Genomic DNA, 19,196 nt, shown 5'->3' on the forward strand with positions numbered 1-19,196 from the left:
GGATCGGCAGCTGTCTGGATTAACGTCGTTTTTGCCGATTGCGAAGGAAAGTCGGGATATCCAAAGCGTCATCCTGCGGCTTTTCCTGGCGTACCGGTTCCTGTTGATAAACAGGAGCTTGTTCTTCGCGACGCTGCTCCTCGCGGCGTGCTTCACGAAGTGTCGGCTGAGGTGCCTGTTGTTGCTGAATGGATTGCACACGGCTTGAGTTCAGTCCTGAGCCTCTTGGAGTTCTCGGCTGCAGTTGCTCCTCATTGAAACCAGTGGCAATTACTGTCACGATAATTTCATCTTTCAAATTATCATTGATAACAGAACCGAAGATCATGTTCACATCTTCATCAGATGCTGATGCAACAATATCCGCTGCTTCCTGAACTTCATAAAGGCTTAAGTTCGATCCGCCGGTAATGTTCATAAGAACACCTTTTGCTCCGTCGACTGAAACTTCAAGCAATGGACTCGAAACCGCTTTTTTAGCGGCTTCAGAAGCACGGTTTTCCCCTGAAGATACGCCGATACCCATCAACGCTGAACCTTTGTTCGACATAATCGTTTTAACGTCTGCAAAGTCAAGGTTGATAAGTCCAGGAACTGCAATCAGATCCGAAATACCCTGAACACCCTGGCGAAGAACGTTATCCGCTTCTCTGAATGCTTCGAGCATTGGAGTATTTTTATCTACGATCTCAAGTAAACGGTCATTCGGAATGACAATAAGCGTATCAACAGATTCTTTCATCTGACCGATTCCGCCAATCGCCTGTGTCGAACGTTTACGTCCTTCGAAAGTGAATGGACGTGTTACGACGCCTACTGTCAAAGCGCCAAGTTCTTTTGCGATAGCCGCGATTACAGGAGCAGCTCCTGTTCCTGTTCCACCGCCCATACCGGCAGTTACGAATACCATATCCGCTCCGCGCAATGCTTCTTCAATCTGTTCCTTGCTTTCTTCAGCTGCTTTTTTACCCACTTCCGGATTAGCACCGGCACCAAGACCGCGAGTAAGTTTCCCGCCGATTTGAAGACGTACTTCAGCTCTTGACAAGTTGAGTGCCTGGGCATCTGTATTTACTGCGATAAATTCAACACCTTGAACACCGTGTTCGATCATACGGTTTACAGCATTGTTTCCGCCGCCGCCGACACCGATAACTTTAATTACTGCCATAGCATCAACTGATGTATCAAATTCCAACATTCTTTTTCCTCCTAAAATTGCTCTGCTCTGAGATGAAGCATGATGCAATGTTTTTATTATTGAATAAGAAAGTATTACTTTTTTAGTTTAAAAGAGCTTCAAGAATTGTGTTTTTCAATCCAAACTCCACAGTTGCATGGCGCTTGCGCATTTCTTATTCGAAAAACCGATCAAACATTTTCTTGGCTTTTGTCACAACGCCTTCGCCATCTTCTTTTGGCTGTTTTTGCTGCCTTTGTTTTTGTGGCTTCGGTTCCTGTTCAAGCTTTTGAGGATTGCCCAAAGCTGCTCCGCTGCCAATGCGCCCGTAATAAACGTCATCCATATATGCATATTGGATCAGTCCGACCGAAGTCGTGTATTGCGGCTCTCTTACTCCGATATATTCAGGAGTGAAGAGGCGTACGCGGGTTTGAAGTATATTTCTCGCCAATTCCGGAAGGCCTTCAAGCTTAGCCATGCCGCCGGTTAAAACGACTCCTCCTGGAAGGTCCTGAACACCCAAACGATAAAATTCATCCAAAATCAATTCGAAAAGTTCTTCCAGGCGAACTCCGATTATTTCGGATATGTATTTTTGACTGTATTGCTCTTTTGTATCTGAACCGATTACCGGAACTTCGAACAATTCATCTTCAGAAGCATTATCATAAAAAGCATGGCCATAATCAAGTTTAATCTTTTCAGCCTGATCAGTTGGTGTTTTCAGCACGATGGATAAATCTTTTGTAACATGGTCGCCACCGACCGGAATAACTGATGACTCAGTCAGATGTCCATCCTGGAAAATAGCAATTGAAGTGGATCCGCCGCCGATATCGATACAGGCAGTTCCATGATTCTTTTCATCTTCCGTTAACGCATAGTATCCGGCTGCGAGTGGTTGAGGATAAATGTCCCGGATTTGGAGACCGGCCCTTTCAACGCAACGAAGCACATTATGCAGAATCGTCTTGGATGTTGTCACCATTGTACCATCCATCTCTAGTCGAATCCCAATCATACCTCGCGGATCTTTAATTTCATCCAAATGGTCTACTATATATTGCTCAGGAATTATGTTAACCAATTCCCGTTCTGGGGGAATAGACATAACTTGTGCCGCTTCAAGGACACGATCCATATCATCATCTGTAATTTCGCGGTTTTCACTATTGACTGCCACTACCCCTTTGACGGGCTGCAGCATCATTTTATTGGCGGGAATTCCAAGTACGACTTCGTGAATCGACTTGCCGATCATTCGTTCAGCCTGGTCGACCGCTTTCTTGATGGATTGCACAGTCGCATCTATATCAACGATAGCACCTTTTTTAATGCCGTTTGATTTAACATTGCCAACACCGATGACGTGCAACGATTTATTGGCCATTTCTCCGATTAAAACTTTTACCGACGAAGACCCGATATCTAAACTTACATACAATTCTGACTGGCTCAATTCGTGGCACCTCCTTATATTATTCCATTAACTATTATTCTATTGTAAATTATACACCTTGTCTAAGTAATTAGATGCAATATTTTTTCATTTCATCAGAAAATTCAAACTGATTGCTGTATTTCTTTTTTGCCAGACCATTTGCTCAGTAAAATACGCCGGATAACTGCTATATTCTGAAACAGCCTGACTCCGAAAGCGAAGATGGCTGCCAGATACAAATCGACTCCAAGATGAACTCCCAGAAATGCCAGCCCGGCTGCCAGCAGGATATTAAAGAAGAAGCCTGACACAAATACTTTATCGTCATAGACGTGCTGAAGATGTGCCCGTATGCCACCAAAAAGCGTGTCCAATGCTGCCAGAACTGCGATTGATAAATAGTTTGCGTATTCGGGCGGAATTCTCATATCTGTCAGGAGTCCAAGTGAAACTCCCAGAATCAGCCCCAAAATCGATAGCCACATACCTATTCCCCCTCCGCCGCTCTCAGATGTTCGAGCTTCAGCTCTTCTTCATATGCTTCGACCGTGATTTCGTCTTGCGGCTCCCTTACATCGACCGAAAGATTATCAATATAAAAGCTATCCAGAATCTGTGACGCCTTTAAATGATTATAAAGTTTTTCAGCATTCTCAAATGTGTCGGCGACTACCTTTATTTCAAATGGCGGAGTTCCCACCGGTTTTGCGTTGATTGTGGTCTGCCCATTTATATCCCGTATCGGACTGTTGTTGACGATTCGTTTGCCATCGATCGACATGTCGATTCCGTTGAACCTGTTAATTTCATTTACAAACTGGATCAATAGCTGCGGGGAAATTTCTTCAATGTTCTGCCCGCTTGCCACTGCTTCAGCTGACGGTTCGATGTAAATAGGAAAACCAGGTCCGCTGCTGTCTGCCAGACCCGCTTTTTGCCTGAGTTCTTCAACCGTATCTCTCAGGGCCTGTTCGGGACTGTCGCTCAACGTCTGCCCGTATTTAGACAATGTGTCATCAAGCGTTCCAATTTCAGATAATAATTCAGAGTGAAGCTGCTTTTCCCTGGAAAGCTCCTGCCTGATTTCCCAAACATCACGTGTGTCCCGGGTGTCCGGTTCATTGATCGTATTGAATTGGATTGCGGTCATCAGGCCGATGATAAATAGGATCATCGTAAACCGGGAAAAGACTTTCTTTTTCATGCAACTTCCCCCTCAATCATGATTCTGACAGCAGGGCGGGCATTGAAATGGCCACCCCTTGGTTTATAGTAACAATTACATTATCATTGACCAACTGATCGAGAACTCCCCCAGACAACTCCATGGAAGCTGCAAGAACTTCCGGATTGCCGATTCCTTCGATGATGAATGGTGCCGGATACTGCACCCCATCCACTTCGATGACCGGACCTGTGCAAACGATTGTCGAGTTTGAATGGATTCTTTGGCCATTCACTGAAATCGCTTCCGCCCCTGAAATATACATTTCATGGATCACCTGGAAAACATGGCTTTCATGCACAATATATTCATTTGGATTGACGTCCTGTGCCCCATATTCCCCGTCTTCCAAAACAACCTTCAAGCCCTCGCCTTCCACCGGCATCAATCCGGTATAGCGGCGGAGCATTTCAGCTTCTTCGGCCAATTCACTAAAAACTTCTTCTCCGTCCGAAAAGGAACTTTCATATTCCTGAAGTTCATTCTGCTTGGCCTGCATTTCTTCGCGCAATGTTTTATTGCGTTCCTGCTGTTCGATCAGCTCTTCGCGAATTCGTTCTTCCTCTTCGAATTGTGAGTCAGCTGCATAATCGGCGCCGCCGTCTCTTGCCTGCGAAAGGCTGTAAGAGTATGAAAGTATGAAGCCCAAAACCAGGAAAACCATCGAAAAGATAATGGATTTACTGATTTTTGACTGTTTACGGTTGCTCTGTTTCTTCATCTTCCCCTACCTCCTTCGGCGGACCGTAGACGTCGTCATAAGAGCGGAAGGTAATGCCTACCTCCATATCGAAAACCCCTTTTTGGCCGCCTTCAAGTTGAGCTATAAGAGAAGGATAATAGGTTAGTTTTTCTGCCAGGCTGTTTAATTTTGCCCGAATTTCATTGCCATCTGTCATATATATTGTGACATTCGCGGATGAGCTTTCACCTTTGGTCAACAGCAGTTGCGACAGCATATTCGAAACTTCCGAATCGAGTTGCTCCAATTGGGTTGAAAGCTCCAGCCGGGTTTCCGGGTTTTCAAAATTTGTAAAAATCGGTCCATCAACATTGTCGACAGGCAGTTCCACTGCATGTCCGTTCGCCAACAATTTCTGATAGCCATTCTCTTTTTCAAGAAAACCTATTGAAGGATATTCAGTTATTGCGATTTCTACTCCGGTCAGCCATCTTTTGTCAACTGCAACTGTTTCAACCCAGTCCAGTTTACTGATGGCCTGCTCCGTGTCTTCCGAGCTGAAAGACCACATCGAATCACCTTCTGCAAGCATGCTCGCTTCAATATAATCCGACTCTTCGTATAGAGAAGCGCCGACGACAGTGATGGATTGAATTTTGCTGAATTTGGTCTGACTGTAAATCAATGCAGCCAATAAAATCAGGAAAATGAACAGCAATGCCAGGAATTTGCGATTGGTTCTTTTTCGCCGACGCTCACGTAGCGTAGGGATGCGTTCTTCAATATCAATCACTTTATCCATAATTGCTGCTCCTTTCTTAAGATATGAATTGGTTGGATTTTGAATTTGTATCAGTTTTGGAAGGAGCTTAACGGGCGCTGTCGCTTTTCTCTGTCCAGACTCCAGCGGCCCAGCTCTTCGGGTCATAAGCCACTTTGGCTGTGCGGCTGAAAACACGCCGCTTCGCCAAATCGTCTTATGCCTTTCAGAGCTTAACGGGCGCTGTCGCTTTTCTCTGTCCAGACTCCAGCGGCCCAGCTCTTCGGGTCATAAGCCACTTTGGCTGTGCGGCTGAATACACGCCGCTTCGCCAAATCGTCTAAACCCGTATTGCTCCTGCATCGCTACGCTAGCTTCGTCGCAAAGAGATGCCCCAAATTACATTTGGTCCATCTCTTGCCTTTCAGAGCTTAACGGGCGCTGTCGCTTTTCTTTACTTAATCGTCCGCTCCCGTCACAGTTCTGACCGCTTCGATAAAGGCATCGCCGCGGATTTCGAAACTTTCATATTGGTCCCAGCTTGCGCAGGCCGGCGATAAAAGAATTGTATCTCCGTCATTCGAATGACTAACCGCCTTTTCGACTGCTCCAAGCATGTCCGAAACTTTTTCTACTACATCTACACCGCAGTCCAATGCAAATTGCTCAAATCGGTTGGATGTTTCTCCAAAAGTGACCAGCGCTTTTACCCGGTTCATATAGGGTCTCAACTCTTCAATTGAGTGGTTTCGTTCGAGTCCGCCAGCCAACAGGACGATGTTGCCGGGAAATGCTTCCAATGCACTTTTTGTCGCCAGCGCATTGGTCGCTTTCGAATCATTGTAAAACTTTCGCCCTTTCCAATTAACGATAAACTGCGAACGGTGTTTGACTCCAGTAAAGGACGTCAGGACACGGATAATAGTTTCTTCTGTCCCGCCCCATAAAAATGCCGCAGCTGTAGCCGCCAGTATATTTTCAAGGTTATGCTGTCCGCCCAGCAAAATCTTTGAGCGTTCGATCAATTCTTCCCCTTGCCAATAGATGAACTCATCATCCGCACTGATGCTGTCTTCCTTCTTTCCTTTTAACGTAAAAGGAACAAGACGGGCTTTGCATTTCGCTGCGTAGGCAGCAAGATGTGGCTGATCCGCATTATAGATAAAATAATCATCCGAGGTCTGGTTTTGTGTCAATTTCATTTTCGATGCTTCATAATCTTCCAACGTTTCATGGTAATCGAGATGGGCTTCATAAAGGTTCGTTACAATCGCGATTTTTGGGCGGAACGTTTCTGTCCCTTTTAATTGGAATGAAGACAATTCTGTGACAATGACATTATCTGCCTTAGCGTGTTCTGCCACTCCACTTGCCACTGTTCCGATATTCCCCGCTACCAACGGTGACTTGCCATCCTGGTTTAACATATGGAACAACAGCGTGGTAGTCGTCGTTTTACCGTTTGAACCAGTGATACCGATAAACGGTGCTTCACTTATTTTATATGCCAGCTCGATCTCGGTCCAAACCGGAATTCCTTTTTCCTTTGCTGTCCGGATCAACGGATTGGAATATGGAATTCCCGGGTTTTTAACAAGCAGTTCAAACCCTTCTTCAAGCAGATCTTCCGGGTGGCGGCCACAAATGACCGTTACTCCAAGATTGAGCAGTTCCCGGGCTTCAGGATTTTCTTCAAAAGGTTTAGCGTCATTGACGGTGACAAAAGCACCCATTTTATGCAAAAGGCGTGCAGCTGTAAATCCACTCTTCGCCAAACCAAGTACCAATACTTTTTTCTGATGGACCATCGCCAGATCTTTCATTTACATTACCTCCAATAAAACAGCAATAACAGCGGCGATCAAGCCAACCAGCCAGAATACAGTGACCACTTTCCATTCGGACCATCCGCTCAATTCGAAATGGTGATGGATCGGGCTCATTTTGAAAATCCGTTTCTTTCTTAATTTGAAGCTGCCGACCTGCAGAATCACTGATGCCGTTTCGATTACGAAAACAATTCCGATCAGAAGCAGCAGCAATTCCTGTTTCAAAAGAATTGATACCATCGCAAGCGCTCCACCGAGTGCCAGCGAACCTGTATCGCCCATGAAAACTTTTGCCGGGTATTTATTGAAAATCAGGAACCCGATCAAGGCACCCGCCACAATAAATGTGAATAAGGCAATGGCGGCTTGATCCTGTCGGATTGCCAATACGCCGAATGCAGCAAAAGCAATCGATGCTGTACCGGCTACTAACCCGTCGAGGCCATCCGTCAAATTGACTGCGTTTGAAAATCCGACTAACCAGAAAATGATAAACAACACATAAAGCACTGATAATTCAATGGAAATGGTTGTGAATGGAATTACCAGTCCAGTATCGAAATCAATCATTCCAAGTAAAAAGAAGGAAATGACCGCGATAACGATTTGCGCAATAAGTTTTTGAAGGGAAGTGAGTCCCAAATTCCTTTTCAGCACTACTTTTATGAAGTCATCGAGGAAGCCGATCAATCCATAACCGAACAATACCAGAAGAAGAATCATCAACTCCGTTACCAGCAAATCTGTGAAAAATGCTACAGCCAGGGCTGTCAGAATGATGGAGATAAGAAAAACCAAACCGCCCATTGTCGGTGTTCCGGTTTTCTTCATATGTGATTCAGGTCCTTCTGCGCGAATGCTTTGTCCAAATTTCATGCGTTGGAGCAAAGGGATAAATACGGGCATTAATCCCGCAGTCAACAATAAAGCAATTCCAAATCCGAGTAATAAATAAACTTCCATAATGATCTCCTTTAAACATCTTCCTATTCAGATGTATCTTCTATAATTATTTCTTCCGTATCTTCAACCGGAATACCTTCCGGACCATCCTTCATTTGCTCTTTATAAGAATCCGCAGGAGTTTGCAGCCTCACAACAACAGGCTCACCTTCCGGGAGTGAAGTTCCAGCCGATAAGCTTTGATTCACTGCATAACCCTGCCCTACAATTTCCAATGATAATCCGCTGAGAGATTGAAAAGCAAGCAACTCCCGCTTGGACCATCCGGCAAAATCAGGCAATACGGATTCTCCCTCAGTCTGAAGGATGACCGTTCCTCCCGCCAACAGCACTTCCCCATCTGCCGGGTATTGAGCACTTACTTTACCGGAAACTCCTGTAGTGACTATATTAATACCTTTCGAACTCAAATCGGCTGTCACTTCATCTGAAGCTTGTCCGGCATAGTCAGCGACATCGATCACCGGTGTTTCTTCCGCATCTTCAGGTTCGATATTCATATATTTCAATCCGTTTTCCATAACAGAAGTGAATATTTCCGCTACCGGCTTCGAGCCATACGCAGTTCCATTCATCTTCGGCTGCTGAACTCCCACGTACATCACCAGTTCAGGATCTTCGGCAGGCGCCATGCCGACAAATGAGAAAAGATAATTATCGCTGCCGGTCATATATTTGCCGTCTGCACCGGGAATCTGGGCTGTGCCCGTTTTGCCCGCAACAGTGTAGTCCTGCAAAGCAAAGCTTTTGGCGGAACCATTCTCGGACGTTACCGTCGATGCCATAATATCACGCACGACTTTAGCCGTTTCAGCGGAAATTGGCTGCCCCGCCTCTTGCGGTTCACCTTTCACCGTAACTTCGCCAGTATCACGATTTTTTATTTCGTCTATAATATAAGGTTTCATCATCATACCGTCGTTGGCAAAAGCCGTGGAAGCCTGAATCATCTGGATTGGCGTCACAGTGGAGCCCTGGCCGAACGCCGTGGTCAATTTATTGATATTATGATTATCCAGAATTGTTCCAGTCGCTTCTCCGGGAAGATCGATGCCCGTTTTTTGGCCAAAACCGAAGGCGTCGACGTAGTCCATGAAAATATCCGGTCCGATGCGTTCAAGTAAATAAGCGATCGCCACGTTGGATGAGCGCTGGAAACCTTCAAGATATGTGATTTCTCCCCACCCTCTTCGTCCATTATGGTCACCGATTATAGTGTTGCCAAATTTATACGATCCTGATTTATAAGTATCATTCGGCTTCCATTTTCCTTCTTCAACAGCCGCCGCCAATGTGAACATCTTCATCGGTGAACCCGGCTCAATTGTTAATTGAATGCTTTCGTTCAACCAGTTTTCTGAAAGTCCTTCGCGGGTGTTTGGATTGAAAGAAGGACGTTGCGACATCGCCAGGATTTCCCCAGTTTTCGGATTGGCAATCAATGCAATCATCCGGGTTGGTTCATATTCCTCCTGTACAGTCGACATCGCGTCTTCCAGAAAATTCTCCAATGTTCTGTCAAGTGTCAATTTAATATCTGATCCATCCACTGCCGGCGTAATTGCCGATTCATTATTTGGCAAAAGGAAGCCCCATCTATCGGTATCAAACTCCATTTTACCGTTTTCGCCGGTCAGAATATCATCATAAATCAATTCCAGACCCATTTTCCCTTTCGTCACCATGTCCCCATTCTCAAGTTCTTCTTTCATGGCAAAGCCGATTAAATGGGAAGCGAAAATCCCATTCGGGTATAATCGCTTAAGGTTTTGAACAAACAGAACACCCGGCAAATCTTCTTCTTTCATTTCGAGCATTTGCGTATGGCTAATTTCACGGCCAGCAGAGCCAAACTCCACCTGGTAACGGTCTGTTTCCTGCCCTTTTTGCAATGTCTCATATATATTTTCACGTGGTGTTCCGATGTATTCCGAGAGGATATCGGCTGTTTTGTCGATATCCGTCACATGGCGGGGTTTGCTCGCTTTTTGTGTAGCCCTTTCATCCAGTACAGCAACAAGCTTATAGGACAGCGTATCTTCTGCAATAATTTCTCCTGTGCGGTCAAGAATTTTTCCCCGTTCCGCAGCAAGTTCTTCTTCCTGGCTATATTTGGCTGCCGCTTTCGCTGCCAGTTCCTGACCTTCGACCTGGCCAGTTGCCTGAATCGTGACAATTCTTGTCAATAAAAGGAAAAAGAGCCCTGCAAAAACTAAAAACAGCAGAAAGGCTCCCCATTGAAATCGAAACTTTTTTTTCATTGCCCAGGCACTACCTTTACATTTTGCTCATCCAATTTTAGACCAAGCTCTTTCGCTTTTGACCAAATGCGCTCATATGTAGAAAGTTCACTTACTTGCACTGACAAATCTGTATTTTGTCTCTGAATTTCACTGATATCATTTTCAATTGTCTGAATTTCGTGAGTGGTCGCCTGAATTGTAGACTGATTCTGAAGTACCAGCAATGCACACATAACGAATACGGCCAGGAAAGATAAATATAAAACTTTCTCGCCCTTGGTTATGAGGGCTTTTTTTCTGACCGGCTGTTGACTCGGTTTGTGAGGAACGGCCGGCTGTTGGATATAGGTTTCTTTTCTTGCATTCAACGCCATAAAAACACGTCCTTAATCTCTGATTTTTTCTGCAATTCGCAACTTCGCTGACCGTGACCGGTTATTATGCTCCAATTCTTCTTCTGACGCCAGAATCGGTTTTCGGGTGATCAGCTTTAATACAGGCTCCATGCCTGAAGGGATGACGGGAAGATTCGGTGGCAATTCCGGAAGAGACGAAGCTTCTTTGAAAATCGTCTTGCATATCCGGTCTTCCAGCGAATGAAAAGTGATGACGCTGATCCTTCCTTTTGGCGCCAATAACGTGATGGCGTCCTGCAACGAAGTTTCAGCTGCCCCGAGTTCATCGTTGACTGCGATCCGGATTGCCTGAAAGACGCGTTTGGCCGGATGGCCGCCTGTTCTTCTGGCAAAGGCAGGAATGCCGTCTTTAATGCACTCCACCAATTGTCCGGTCGTCTCGATCGGTGCCTTATCTCTTGCTGCTTCAATTTTCCGCGCTATCTGTTTAGAGAATTTTTCTTCTCCGTAGCGGTAAAAGATGCGCACAAGGTCTTCAAAAGCCCAATCATTCACAACTTCGTATGCACTCAGCGAGGCGCTTTGATCCATCCGCATATCGAGAGGTGCATCATTGTGGTAGCTGAATCCTCGTTCAGGTGTATCGAGTTGTGGAGATGAAACACCCAAATCGTACAGGATACCGTCTACTTTTTCGATTCCACGCTCTTCCAATTCCGTTTTAAGGTCTTTGAAGTTGGCGTGGATAAAAGTAATTCTATGTATATAATCTTTCAGCTTTTCTTTCGCATGCCCGATAGCTGTTTCATCTTGATCGAAACAAAAAAGATGGCCGTCGTCGGAAAGCTGTTTGACCATATACTCACTGTGTCCTGCACCACCTAGAGTGCAATCCACATATATGCCGTCAGGACGAATGTTCAGTCCATCGACAGTCTCATGTAGTAAAACCGTGGTGTGGTTGAACAATACATTCCCTCCGTTTCTATATAAGTTGAATTAATAATCTTACGTAGTCGTTATTCCGCAAAACAGCTTGCTAAGACTTTGACCGAAGCTTGCAAGGTCAAGTCTTTGCGACGAAGCAGCGAAGCGATGCAGGCGCATGCTTATTTAACCCAATGCCCTGGGCGTCTGCGCTGTTTTACTCCATATCTAAGCTACTCTTTAAGCGCCGGCGCGGCTCAGGACTGAGCGAAGCAATAAGACGAGTGATCTTCTCGGCTTATTGCGGAAGCATTGTCCAAAGCGCCGAAGCGGCGTACTAAAATTAATTCATTAATCCAACTTATATAATATTAAAAGTCAAAATCCACCAGGTTTTCTGCGATGTCGTTAAATGAGTCTTCAGATTCTGTAAAATATTCTTCCCAGGAGTCCTTAGCCCAAATTTCAAATCGATTGGAGACACCCAGAATGATGCATTCTTTTTCAAGTTTTGCGTATGTTACCAAAGTTGAGGGGATGTTGACGCGTCCTTGTTTATCAAGTTCCACTTCTGTGGCCCCTGAGAAAAAGAATCGTGTGAAAGCACGTGCGTCTTTTTTGGTGACAGGAAGTTCTTTCAATTTCTCTTCGATCTTCTGCCATTCATCCATTGTGTAACCGAATAAGCATTGATCCAGGCCCCTGGTAATGACAAAATTGTCGCCAAGAAGTTCACGGAATTTAGCAGGCACGATTAATCGCCCCTTTGAATCAACGCTATGTTGATATTCGCCCATGAACATACCCTTCACCCCACTTATTGTAATTAATGTACCACAATCCCCCACTTCCCACCACTTGTTTTTGAAATATTTCATAAATGTTACAAAACATAATCTCACAATAACTTCTTGAGACGCAAAAAAGCCTGCCGCAGCAGACTTTAGAGGTTTTACAGATAGATGACCTTGTGATTTTTGTCATATTTCAAATCCAAGCGTAAAAGCTTGTCCACCAGGTCCATTCCATAATCATTAAGATATGGAATCGGGTTAAAAATTCGTTCCTGAGGAGAACCGTTTGGCATCAATTCATTTTCAAGAAAATCTAAGTGCTCGAATTGAACGGAATTTTGCAGCACCACTTCATCCTCCAATTTATTCTTCAGGAAATCCAGCTGTTTCAAATGGAATTGCAGATTCTTTTCAACCAGAGGAGTCAGCCCTCTGCTAACTTCAGTGAACTTCTCCCTGATTTCTTTATACTGGTCCTGAATTTGCATTTCCAATTGGACAATCATTTCTTCAGCTTCCCGGTCCCGAATTGAATCGAGAAGTTCTGCTTTCAAAACCGAAGCTTTCTGCTCAATTACCAGGTCTTCGAATGATAGGCCGTATTTTTCCAACAGCACCTGCACTTTCCGGTTGACTATCGTCATTCCAAGTCGGGGCATAACGACTGGCATTTCCATTTCAAGCAATCCAAAAGCATTCTTCAGAACCGACCAATAGGCGATTTCACCTGGTCCACCCACGAATGCCAAAACCGGAAAAACCATTTCCTGCATCAATGGGCGCGTCACGACATTGTTGCTGAGCATTTCAGGGTTTTTTTCAGCGATTTCCAGTAATTCTGATCTTTTGAATTGGACCGCTCCATTATTGCCGGTAAAAACGTCCCCCTCCCGTTTCAAAAGGATCCGCTCTCCTTTAATGGTTATAAAAAGATTAGCCGCGTCTTTTTCAGCGGACAGGGAGGGATTATAGCCGGCAGCCAGCAACTCCTGCTCGGCAGTATATACTTCATCGGCTATGGCGGGAGCAAAATTGATCAGCCGATTGAAATATGCTGATTCGTATTTCCTCAATTCAGGGTGGGCAGCATCGATAAATAACAACCCTTCCTTATGGAAGAAATGATTCAGGAAAGCCGAAAAAAATTCTGTGTAGGTGTCTGTTTCTTCCAGAAAGCCGAAGACCATTTGCTGCAATTCGGCTGAATGTTCCGTTTCAGGCAGACTCCGGAAATATTCTTCAAGATAACTTCTGATTTTCGTTTTGTTCAGATGGGCAGTTGATGCCGTCTTCTTGCCGTATTCCATATGAGGGAAAATGAGTTTTTCCACACGGCCATTCACTTCTCGGTATAAATGGCTGATTTCGGCCAGGTCATGATCTTCTCCGGCAATCCAAAAAACCGGCACCACATTTGTACCCAGTTGTGTTTTCGCTTCTTTTGCCAAAACAATCGCTGATATAGCTTTGTGGATTGTGTACAATGGCCCAGTAAGAAGTCCTGCCTGCTGGCCCGTAATAACAACCGATGCACCCTCCTGAAAATCGGTGAGATGTTCTTCAGCCTTTTCCGAGATGCCATAAGGTTCCATATAACCACGAATAATTGCAGTTAAGCCGTCACGGTCAGCACCGTGATGCCGAATATGTTTTTGTCTGCTTTCCAACGAGCCGTGGTCCGGACTGTAAGAAAAATAATGGAGAATCTTTTTATCCCCATTTATGTAATCGTTCATTAAATTACTTGAAGGTGGTACGACTTGTTGTGCTAATTTCATCTTGCGAATCCCCTTTTCCATTACATAACACCTACTATATCAGACCCGGGGATACATGAAAAAAAATCAGCCTGCAAGCTGCAGAAAAAAAGCACCGACGCAAATCATCCCTAGAAACTGATGACCGTCAATGCTAAACCTGTTAACCAGATGATTACGTATCCCGCAGCCAGCAAAAGAAAATAAAGGCGCCAGGTTTTCCTGACATATTTCAGAATTTCAATTTCTTTTGTTTTTTTCCATTCGAGGACCAGTAAAATCATCGCCATAAGAATTGCTGTAACAGAAACAGCGAATGATATATTCACACCCCATAGGGCTTCAACTGAAACAGGAACCGATAGAAATAACAGAAATGTTGTGATGTCAGCTGAAAAGCCTATCGCTCCTCTTTTGAGTTTTTTACGGCTAAGAAATAATAAGATGATAAATGCAAGAAACGGCGCGAAAATGAAAATCGCAGTAATATTGTGGACGAAATTCATCACTCTTTTTCAGCCGCCTTCAATAAATGATAGAAAGTCTGCAATATCGGAAGAGTATACGGTGATCGCCTGATTATATAAAGCAGAATGGTGTCCAATTCCAATTGGCGTCCTGCCAGTTTATCGGCAAGCATGGAAGAGGTATTTTCTGCTGTGGCGGCACACAAAGCTGTGACCTGTTCAAAAGGCAGCAGCTTTTCAATTTCCGGAAACCCTGTATACAATTCCGTATAAACATTCTTCAATAATTCATAGGCATGGGGATTGCTCAATAATTCCCCGTTCTTCACAGATAATAAAGCCGTCAGCGGATTGATCATGCTGTTCAGCAATACTTTGCGCAACAGCATTTTGTCGGAATCCTTGTGCCATTCGGCTTTGACGCCATTAATTTTTAGCAGCGGAAGGAATCGCTCCTCATCACCCCTCAGCAAGGCGAATTTAAATATGCCTCTGCCGGTATGTCTCACTTCTGTTTCGCTGACTTTCAACGCGCCATGTTCGACGATTCCTGCGGCAATATTCTTTTGGGGCAAATTACGCAGCATTTCCAGGTGCATCATGCCGTTTTGCATGAAGACCACCGGATTATCCAGAGACTTTCTTTTTAATGCGCTGATTATTTCCGGCAAATGGCTGTATTTCACTGTGATGAGCATATATGCATTCGCAGGAATTTTGTCCCATTCAGCAGACGCTTTTATGTAATGGACTTTTCCGTCTTTCGTGATCCCCTGTTTATTGATCAGCTCCGCCTGCTCCCGCCTCCGGGTAATCAATAACACACCGCATCCCGCCTCTTTTAACAGCGAAGCTGTCAGCATTCCAACTGCACCTGCTCCAATAACAACAAAATTCATGATATTCCTCCCAGCGAACAAATTGAATTTCTATAAGAAATGCGCCAGCGCCCGTTAAGCTCTGAAATGCATAAGGCGAGCCAGCGAAGTGGCGTTCTTTGCCACGCAGCTGGATTGACTTATGACCCGAAGAGCTGGGCCGCTGGAGTCTGGACAAGGAAACACTCCTTCTAAGAACCTTTAAACTAAAAAGGTTATACTTTCTTATCCTTTTAAAAAAGAAGCCTGCCGATTTGGCAGACTCCACTTTCGTTAAGTTTTATTATACAGGAGTAACGGCATGTTTTCGATACGGCATCGGTAAATCTTTTGTATCATAGATTGCCAGCCGCTGCGATAACACTTGGCGAAGATCGGACGGCGCCACGATATCATCGATGATGAGCTCGGAAGCCAAACGGTAGATATCAATCTCCTCTTTGTATTCCTGATGTTTTTCCTGTACATATTTCAAGCGTTCTTTCGGATCGTCGATCGCCTCGATTTTATTCGAATAAACCGCATTGACCGCTGCTTCTGGTCCCATAACTGCAATTTGCGCTGTAGGAAGTGCGATACAGACATCCGGTTCAAAAGCCGGTCCTGCCATCGCGTAAAGTCCTGCACCATAAGCTTTACGTACGATGACTGAAATCTTCGGCACAGTCGCTGAACTCATGGCAGCGATGAATTTCGCTCCGTGGCGGATAATGCCGGCACGTTCGACTTTTGTACCGATCATGAAGCCTGGTACATCGGCCAGGAAAAGCAGTGGAATCGAAAAAGCATCACAAAGATTGATGAATTTCGCTCCTTTATCCGCTGAATCTCCGAATAATACACCGCCTTTTACTTTCGGCTGGTTTGCAAGAATGCCGACAACCTGGCCATCAATGCGGGCTAGTCCAGTAATCATTTCTGGCGCGAACAATTTCTTGATATCAAAAAACGAACCTTCATCAATCAATTGATCGATTAATTCATACATATCAAATGGTGCATTTTGGTTTTCCGGAATAATCGCTTCCAGGCTGCGGCCGGCTTTCGCTGCTTTAGCTTCCAGCTTTTCCGGTTTTACCGCAAAATTCGCAGGGAAGTTCATCAGGTAACGGCGCGCTTCGGAAATCGCTTCTTCTTCTGAAGCCACCAATACGTCGCCGACTCCGCTGACTGTGCAGTGCATGCGGGCTCCGCCCATTTCCTCGAGCGTCACTTTTTCGCCAATGACTTTTTCAGCCATACGTGGTGATCCAAGATACATCGATGCATTGCCTTCCACCATGATGACAATGTCACAAAATGCTGGGATATAAGCTCCACCTGCAGCAGATGGTCCGAACAACAGGCAAACCTGCGGCACCATGCCGGACATTCTTACTTGGTTGTGGAAAATTTTCCCTGCCCCTCTGCGGTTGGGGAACATATCCAGTTGATCAGTGATGCGCGCACCGGCAGAATCTACAAGATACAGCATCGGCACCTGCATTTTTTCAGCCGTTTCCTGAATGCGGATAATCTTCTCAACCGTCCGCGAGCCCCATGAACCCGCTTTGACAGTGGAATCATTTGCCATGACACAAACCGTCTGGCCATTTACTTTGCCGATAGCTGTTACGACGCCGTCAGCCGGAAGGCCTTCTGCTTCAACATTGGCAAAACGGCCATCTTCTGCATAGTTTTCATCGTCAAAAAGCAGTTTTAAACGGTCACGCACAAAAAGTTTATTGCTTTCTTTCATCTTGTCATGGTATTTCGGCAATCCGCCCGCAAATATTTTTGCCAGCTTTTCTTCGAGACGATCGTTATACCCCGTTGTTTCAGTCGTTTTAGTCATACTGCCTGCCCCCTTTGCTTGTATATAGATTGAATTAAAGAAATAGAATAAATATAACGCTTCGGCGCTTTGGACCAGCCGGCGCTGAGAAAGTGGCTTTTGTTGAGAGAGTCTCTAAGATATGTAGCAAAACAGCGAAGACGCCTTGGATCTCAGCGCGAGCCCCCGGCAAGCGAGCTGTTTTGCGAAATATCGTTTCTATAAGATTATTAGTTCAACATGTCGATCCATTTATTCTCCCAAAGTCACCAAAGTGTCGCCTTCGTTGACGAAACCGCCGACTTCCACATTCACTTTTTCTACAGATCCTGCAAACTCAGCTTCGACCGGGATCTCCATTTTCATGGATTCGATTGTCAAAATGGCCTGGCCCGCTGTCACTGCATCGCCTTCTCCTACCAATACATTCAATACTGTACCTGCCATTGTCGCTTTTAATTCTTTCATACTGTCTTTTCCTCCTTCGATTTTTCCATCCAGTTTGGCAATACAGCTGTTGCATATTCCCCCGAGACGAACTCCTGTGATTCGATGAATTCCTTAAATAATGGAATATTCGTTTTTACCCCATCAATTGTAGCATGATTGAAAAACTTCTGAGATTTCGAAATTGCTTCCAGCCGGTCTTCTCCAGTTATGATCACTTTTGAAATCATCGGATCATAAAAAGGTGTCACGGAGTTCCCTTCTTCATACCCTGTTTCAATCCGGGCATCTTTGCCCCATACGATCTTCTCCAGTTTGCCTGGAGAAGGGAAAAAGGTTTTTGGGTCTTCCGCGTAAATCCGGTATTCGATAGCATGGCCTTTGGTCGTAATCGTTTCCTGCGCCGGCAATGTGCCGCCACGGGCAACATCGATTTGCCATTCAACCAGGTCAATCCCCGTCACTTCTTCAGTGACCGGATGCTCCACCTGCAGCCGTGTGTTCATTTCAAGAAAATAAAACTCGTTCGACTGATCAACGATGAACTCCACAGTTCCGGCATTGCTGTATCCGACAGCTTTACCGGCAAGTATGGAAGCCTCACATAAACGCTCACGCACTTCCTGCGGAAGATGCGGCGATGGTGATTCTTCAATCACTTTCTGGTTGCGGCGCTGGACAGAGCAATTCCGTTCGAATAAATGAACGACATTGCCATGTGAATCCCCGAATATCTGAACTTCGATATGGCGGGCATCCGCAATGAATTTCTCAAGATAAACGACGTCATTGCCGAAGTAGGCTTTTGCGCGATTTTTTACAGAATCGAATTGTTGACTGAGCGCTTGCTCACTTTCACAGCGCACCATTCCAATGCCGCCACCGCCGCCACTCGCTTTCAGCATCAGCGGATAGCCGATTTTCCCGGCTTCTACCATCGCTTCTTCAAGTGTTGCCACTCCTTCTTCCGTTCCCGGAACTACTGGCACACCCGCTTTGATCATGGCACGGCGGGATTCGATTTTATCCCCCATCATGTCAATGATGTCACTGTCAGGGCCGATGAAAACGAGTCCGGCTTCTTTCACTTTGCGTGCAAATCCGGCGTTTTCGGATAATAAGCCGTAACCCGGGTGAATTGCATCCACATTATGCTCTTTTGCCACTTCAATGATTTTTTCCGCTTGTAAGTATGACTGTACGACCGGATTTGGTCCGATCAAAACAGCTTCTGTCGCTTCGCTTGCATAAGGCAGATCCCCATCAGCCTCAGAATGGATAGCAACAGTTTCGATGCCGAGGCGCTCGCACGTGCGGATGATCCGGCGCGCAATTTCACCACGGTTCGCAATCAGGATTTTCTTCATATTTGAAATACCCCCTATGTTTTCTCCCTTCTATAGTCTATATGATGTTTGTAAGCGATTTCAA

18 protein-coding genes are annotated in these 19,196 nt (G+C 45.2%); all 18 read right to left on the bottom strand.

The annotated features are described in order from the left end of the window. Positions 1 to 19: 19 nt before the first annotated feature. Positions 20 to 1,201 (bottom strand): cell division protein FtsZ, encoded by a 1,182-nt coding sequence (gene ftsZ, locus ACFQ1X_RS06385; RefSeq protein WP_144837520.1) that lies wholly within the window; start codon positions 1,199 to 1,201, stop codon positions 20 to 22. A gap of 154 nt (positions 1,202 to 1,355) precedes the next feature. Further along, positions 1,356 to 2,642, bottom strand: a complete 1,287-nt coding sequence (gene ftsA / locus ACFQ1X_RS06390; RefSeq protein WP_144837522.1) for a cell division protein FtsA — start codon at positions 2,640 to 2,642, stop codon at positions 1,356 to 1,358. A 104-nt stretch (positions 2,643 to 2,746) separates the two neighbouring features. Next, positions 2,747 to 3,109 (bottom strand): small basic family protein, encoded by a 363-nt coding sequence (locus ACFQ1X_RS06395; RefSeq protein ID WP_144837524.1) that lies wholly within the window; start codon positions 3,107 to 3,109, stop codon positions 2,747 to 2,749. Positions 3,110 to 3,111: 2 nt separating this feature from the next. Then, entirely contained in the window at positions 3,112 to 3,828 is a 717-nt protein-coding gene (locus ACFQ1X_RS06400; protein ID WP_144837526.1) for a DUF881 domain-containing protein, read from the bottom strand. 16 nt (positions 3,829 to 3,844) lie between these two features. Then, positions 3,845 to 4,570 (bottom strand): DUF881 domain-containing protein, encoded by a 726-nt coding sequence (locus ACFQ1X_RS06405; RefSeq protein WP_144837528.1) that lies wholly within the window; start codon positions 4,568 to 4,570, stop codon positions 3,845 to 3,847. Next, complete coding sequence (locus ACFQ1X_RS06410; RefSeq protein ID WP_144837530.1) at positions 4,548 to 5,333, bottom strand: cell division protein FtsQ/DivIB; 786 nt, start codon at positions 5,331 to 5,333, stop codon at positions 4,548 to 4,550. Before ACFQ1X_RS06410 ends, ACFQ1X_RS06405 begins: the two co-directional genes overlap by 23 nt. 416 nt (positions 5,334 to 5,749) lie before the next feature. Then, positions 5,750 to 7,114: a UDP-N-acetylmuramoyl-L-alanine--D-glutamate ligase gene (gene murD / locus ACFQ1X_RS06415; RefSeq protein WP_144837531.1), complete on the bottom strand. Its 1,365-nt coding sequence runs from the start codon at positions 7,112 to 7,114 to the stop codon at positions 5,750 to 5,752. After that, complete coding sequence (mraY, locus tag ACFQ1X_RS06420) at positions 7,115 to 8,083, bottom strand: phospho-N-acetylmuramoyl-pentapeptide-transferase (RefSeq protein WP_144837533.1); 969 nt, start codon at positions 8,081 to 8,083, stop codon at positions 7,115 to 7,117. A 23-nt stretch (positions 8,084 to 8,106) separates the two neighbouring features. Then, a complete protein-coding gene (locus ACFQ1X_RS06425; protein WP_144837535.1) occupies positions 8,107 to 10,344 on the bottom strand; it encodes a penicillin-binding transpeptidase domain-containing protein in 2,238 nt (745 codons plus the stop codon). Next, complete coding sequence (ftsL, locus tag ACFQ1X_RS06430) at positions 10,341 to 10,700, bottom strand: cell division protein FtsL (RefSeq protein ID WP_144837537.1); 360 nt, start codon at positions 10,698 to 10,700, stop codon at positions 10,341 to 10,343. Before ftsL ends, ACFQ1X_RS06425 begins: the two co-directional genes overlap by 4 nt. Before the next feature lie 12 nt (positions 10,701 to 10,712). Then, a complete protein-coding gene (gene rsmH / locus ACFQ1X_RS06435) occupies positions 10,713 to 11,651 on the bottom strand; it encodes a 16S rRNA (cytosine(1402)-N(4))-methyltransferase RsmH (RefSeq protein ID WP_144837539.1) in 939 nt (312 codons plus the stop codon). 329 nt (positions 11,652 to 11,980) lie between these two features. Then, positions 11,981 to 12,412: a division/cell wall cluster transcriptional repressor MraZ gene (gene mraZ, locus ACFQ1X_RS06440; protein WP_144837541.1), complete on the bottom strand. Its 432-nt coding sequence runs from the start codon at positions 12,410 to 12,412 to the stop codon at positions 11,981 to 11,983. A 149-nt stretch (positions 12,413 to 12,561) separates the two neighbouring features. Next, positions 12,562 to 14,181, bottom strand: a complete 1,620-nt coding sequence (bshC, locus tag ACFQ1X_RS06445) for a bacillithiol biosynthesis cysteine-adding enzyme BshC (RefSeq protein ID WP_144837543.1) — start codon at positions 14,179 to 14,181, stop codon at positions 12,562 to 12,564. 110 nt (positions 14,182 to 14,291) lie between these two features. Continuing rightward, positions 14,292 to 14,666 carry a DUF3397 family protein gene (locus ACFQ1X_RS06450; RefSeq protein WP_144837652.1) on the bottom strand — a complete coding sequence of 125 codons (375 nt, stop codon included), beginning with the start codon at positions 14,664 to 14,666 and terminating at the stop codon, positions 14,292 to 14,294. Then, the gene (locus ACFQ1X_RS06455) at positions 14,666 to 15,526 is read right to left on the bottom strand and encodes a ketopantoate reductase family protein (protein ID WP_144837545.1); all 861 of its coding nucleotides are present in this window, start codon (positions 15,524 to 15,526) and stop codon (positions 14,666 to 14,668) included. The genes ACFQ1X_RS06450 and ACFQ1X_RS06455 overlap by 1 nt, the downstream gene beginning before the upstream one ends. Before the next feature lie 262 nt (positions 15,527 to 15,788). Next, entirely contained in the window at positions 15,789 to 17,339 is a 1,551-nt protein-coding gene (locus ACFQ1X_RS06460) for an acyl-CoA carboxylase subunit beta (protein WP_144837547.1), read from the bottom strand. A gap of 231 nt (positions 17,340 to 17,570) precedes the next feature. Then, positions 17,571 to 17,786, bottom strand: a complete 216-nt coding sequence (locus ACFQ1X_RS06465; protein ID WP_084244969.1) for an acetyl-CoA carboxylase biotin carboxyl carrier protein subunit — start codon at positions 17,784 to 17,786, stop codon at positions 17,571 to 17,573. Then, positions 17,783 to 19,132, bottom strand: a complete 1,350-nt coding sequence (locus ACFQ1X_RS06470; protein ID WP_144837549.1) for an acetyl-CoA carboxylase biotin carboxylase subunit — start codon at positions 19,130 to 19,132, stop codon at positions 17,783 to 17,785. Before ACFQ1X_RS06470 ends, ACFQ1X_RS06465 begins: the two co-directional genes overlap by 4 nt. Between the last annotated feature and the right edge of the window lie 64 nt (positions 19,133 to 19,196).

The organism is Metaplanococcus flavidus, assembly GCF_042675885.1.
In the GTDB taxonomy this organism is placed as follows: domain Bacteria; phylum Bacillota; class Bacilli; order Bacillales_A; family Planococcaceae; genus Planococcus; species Planococcus flavidus.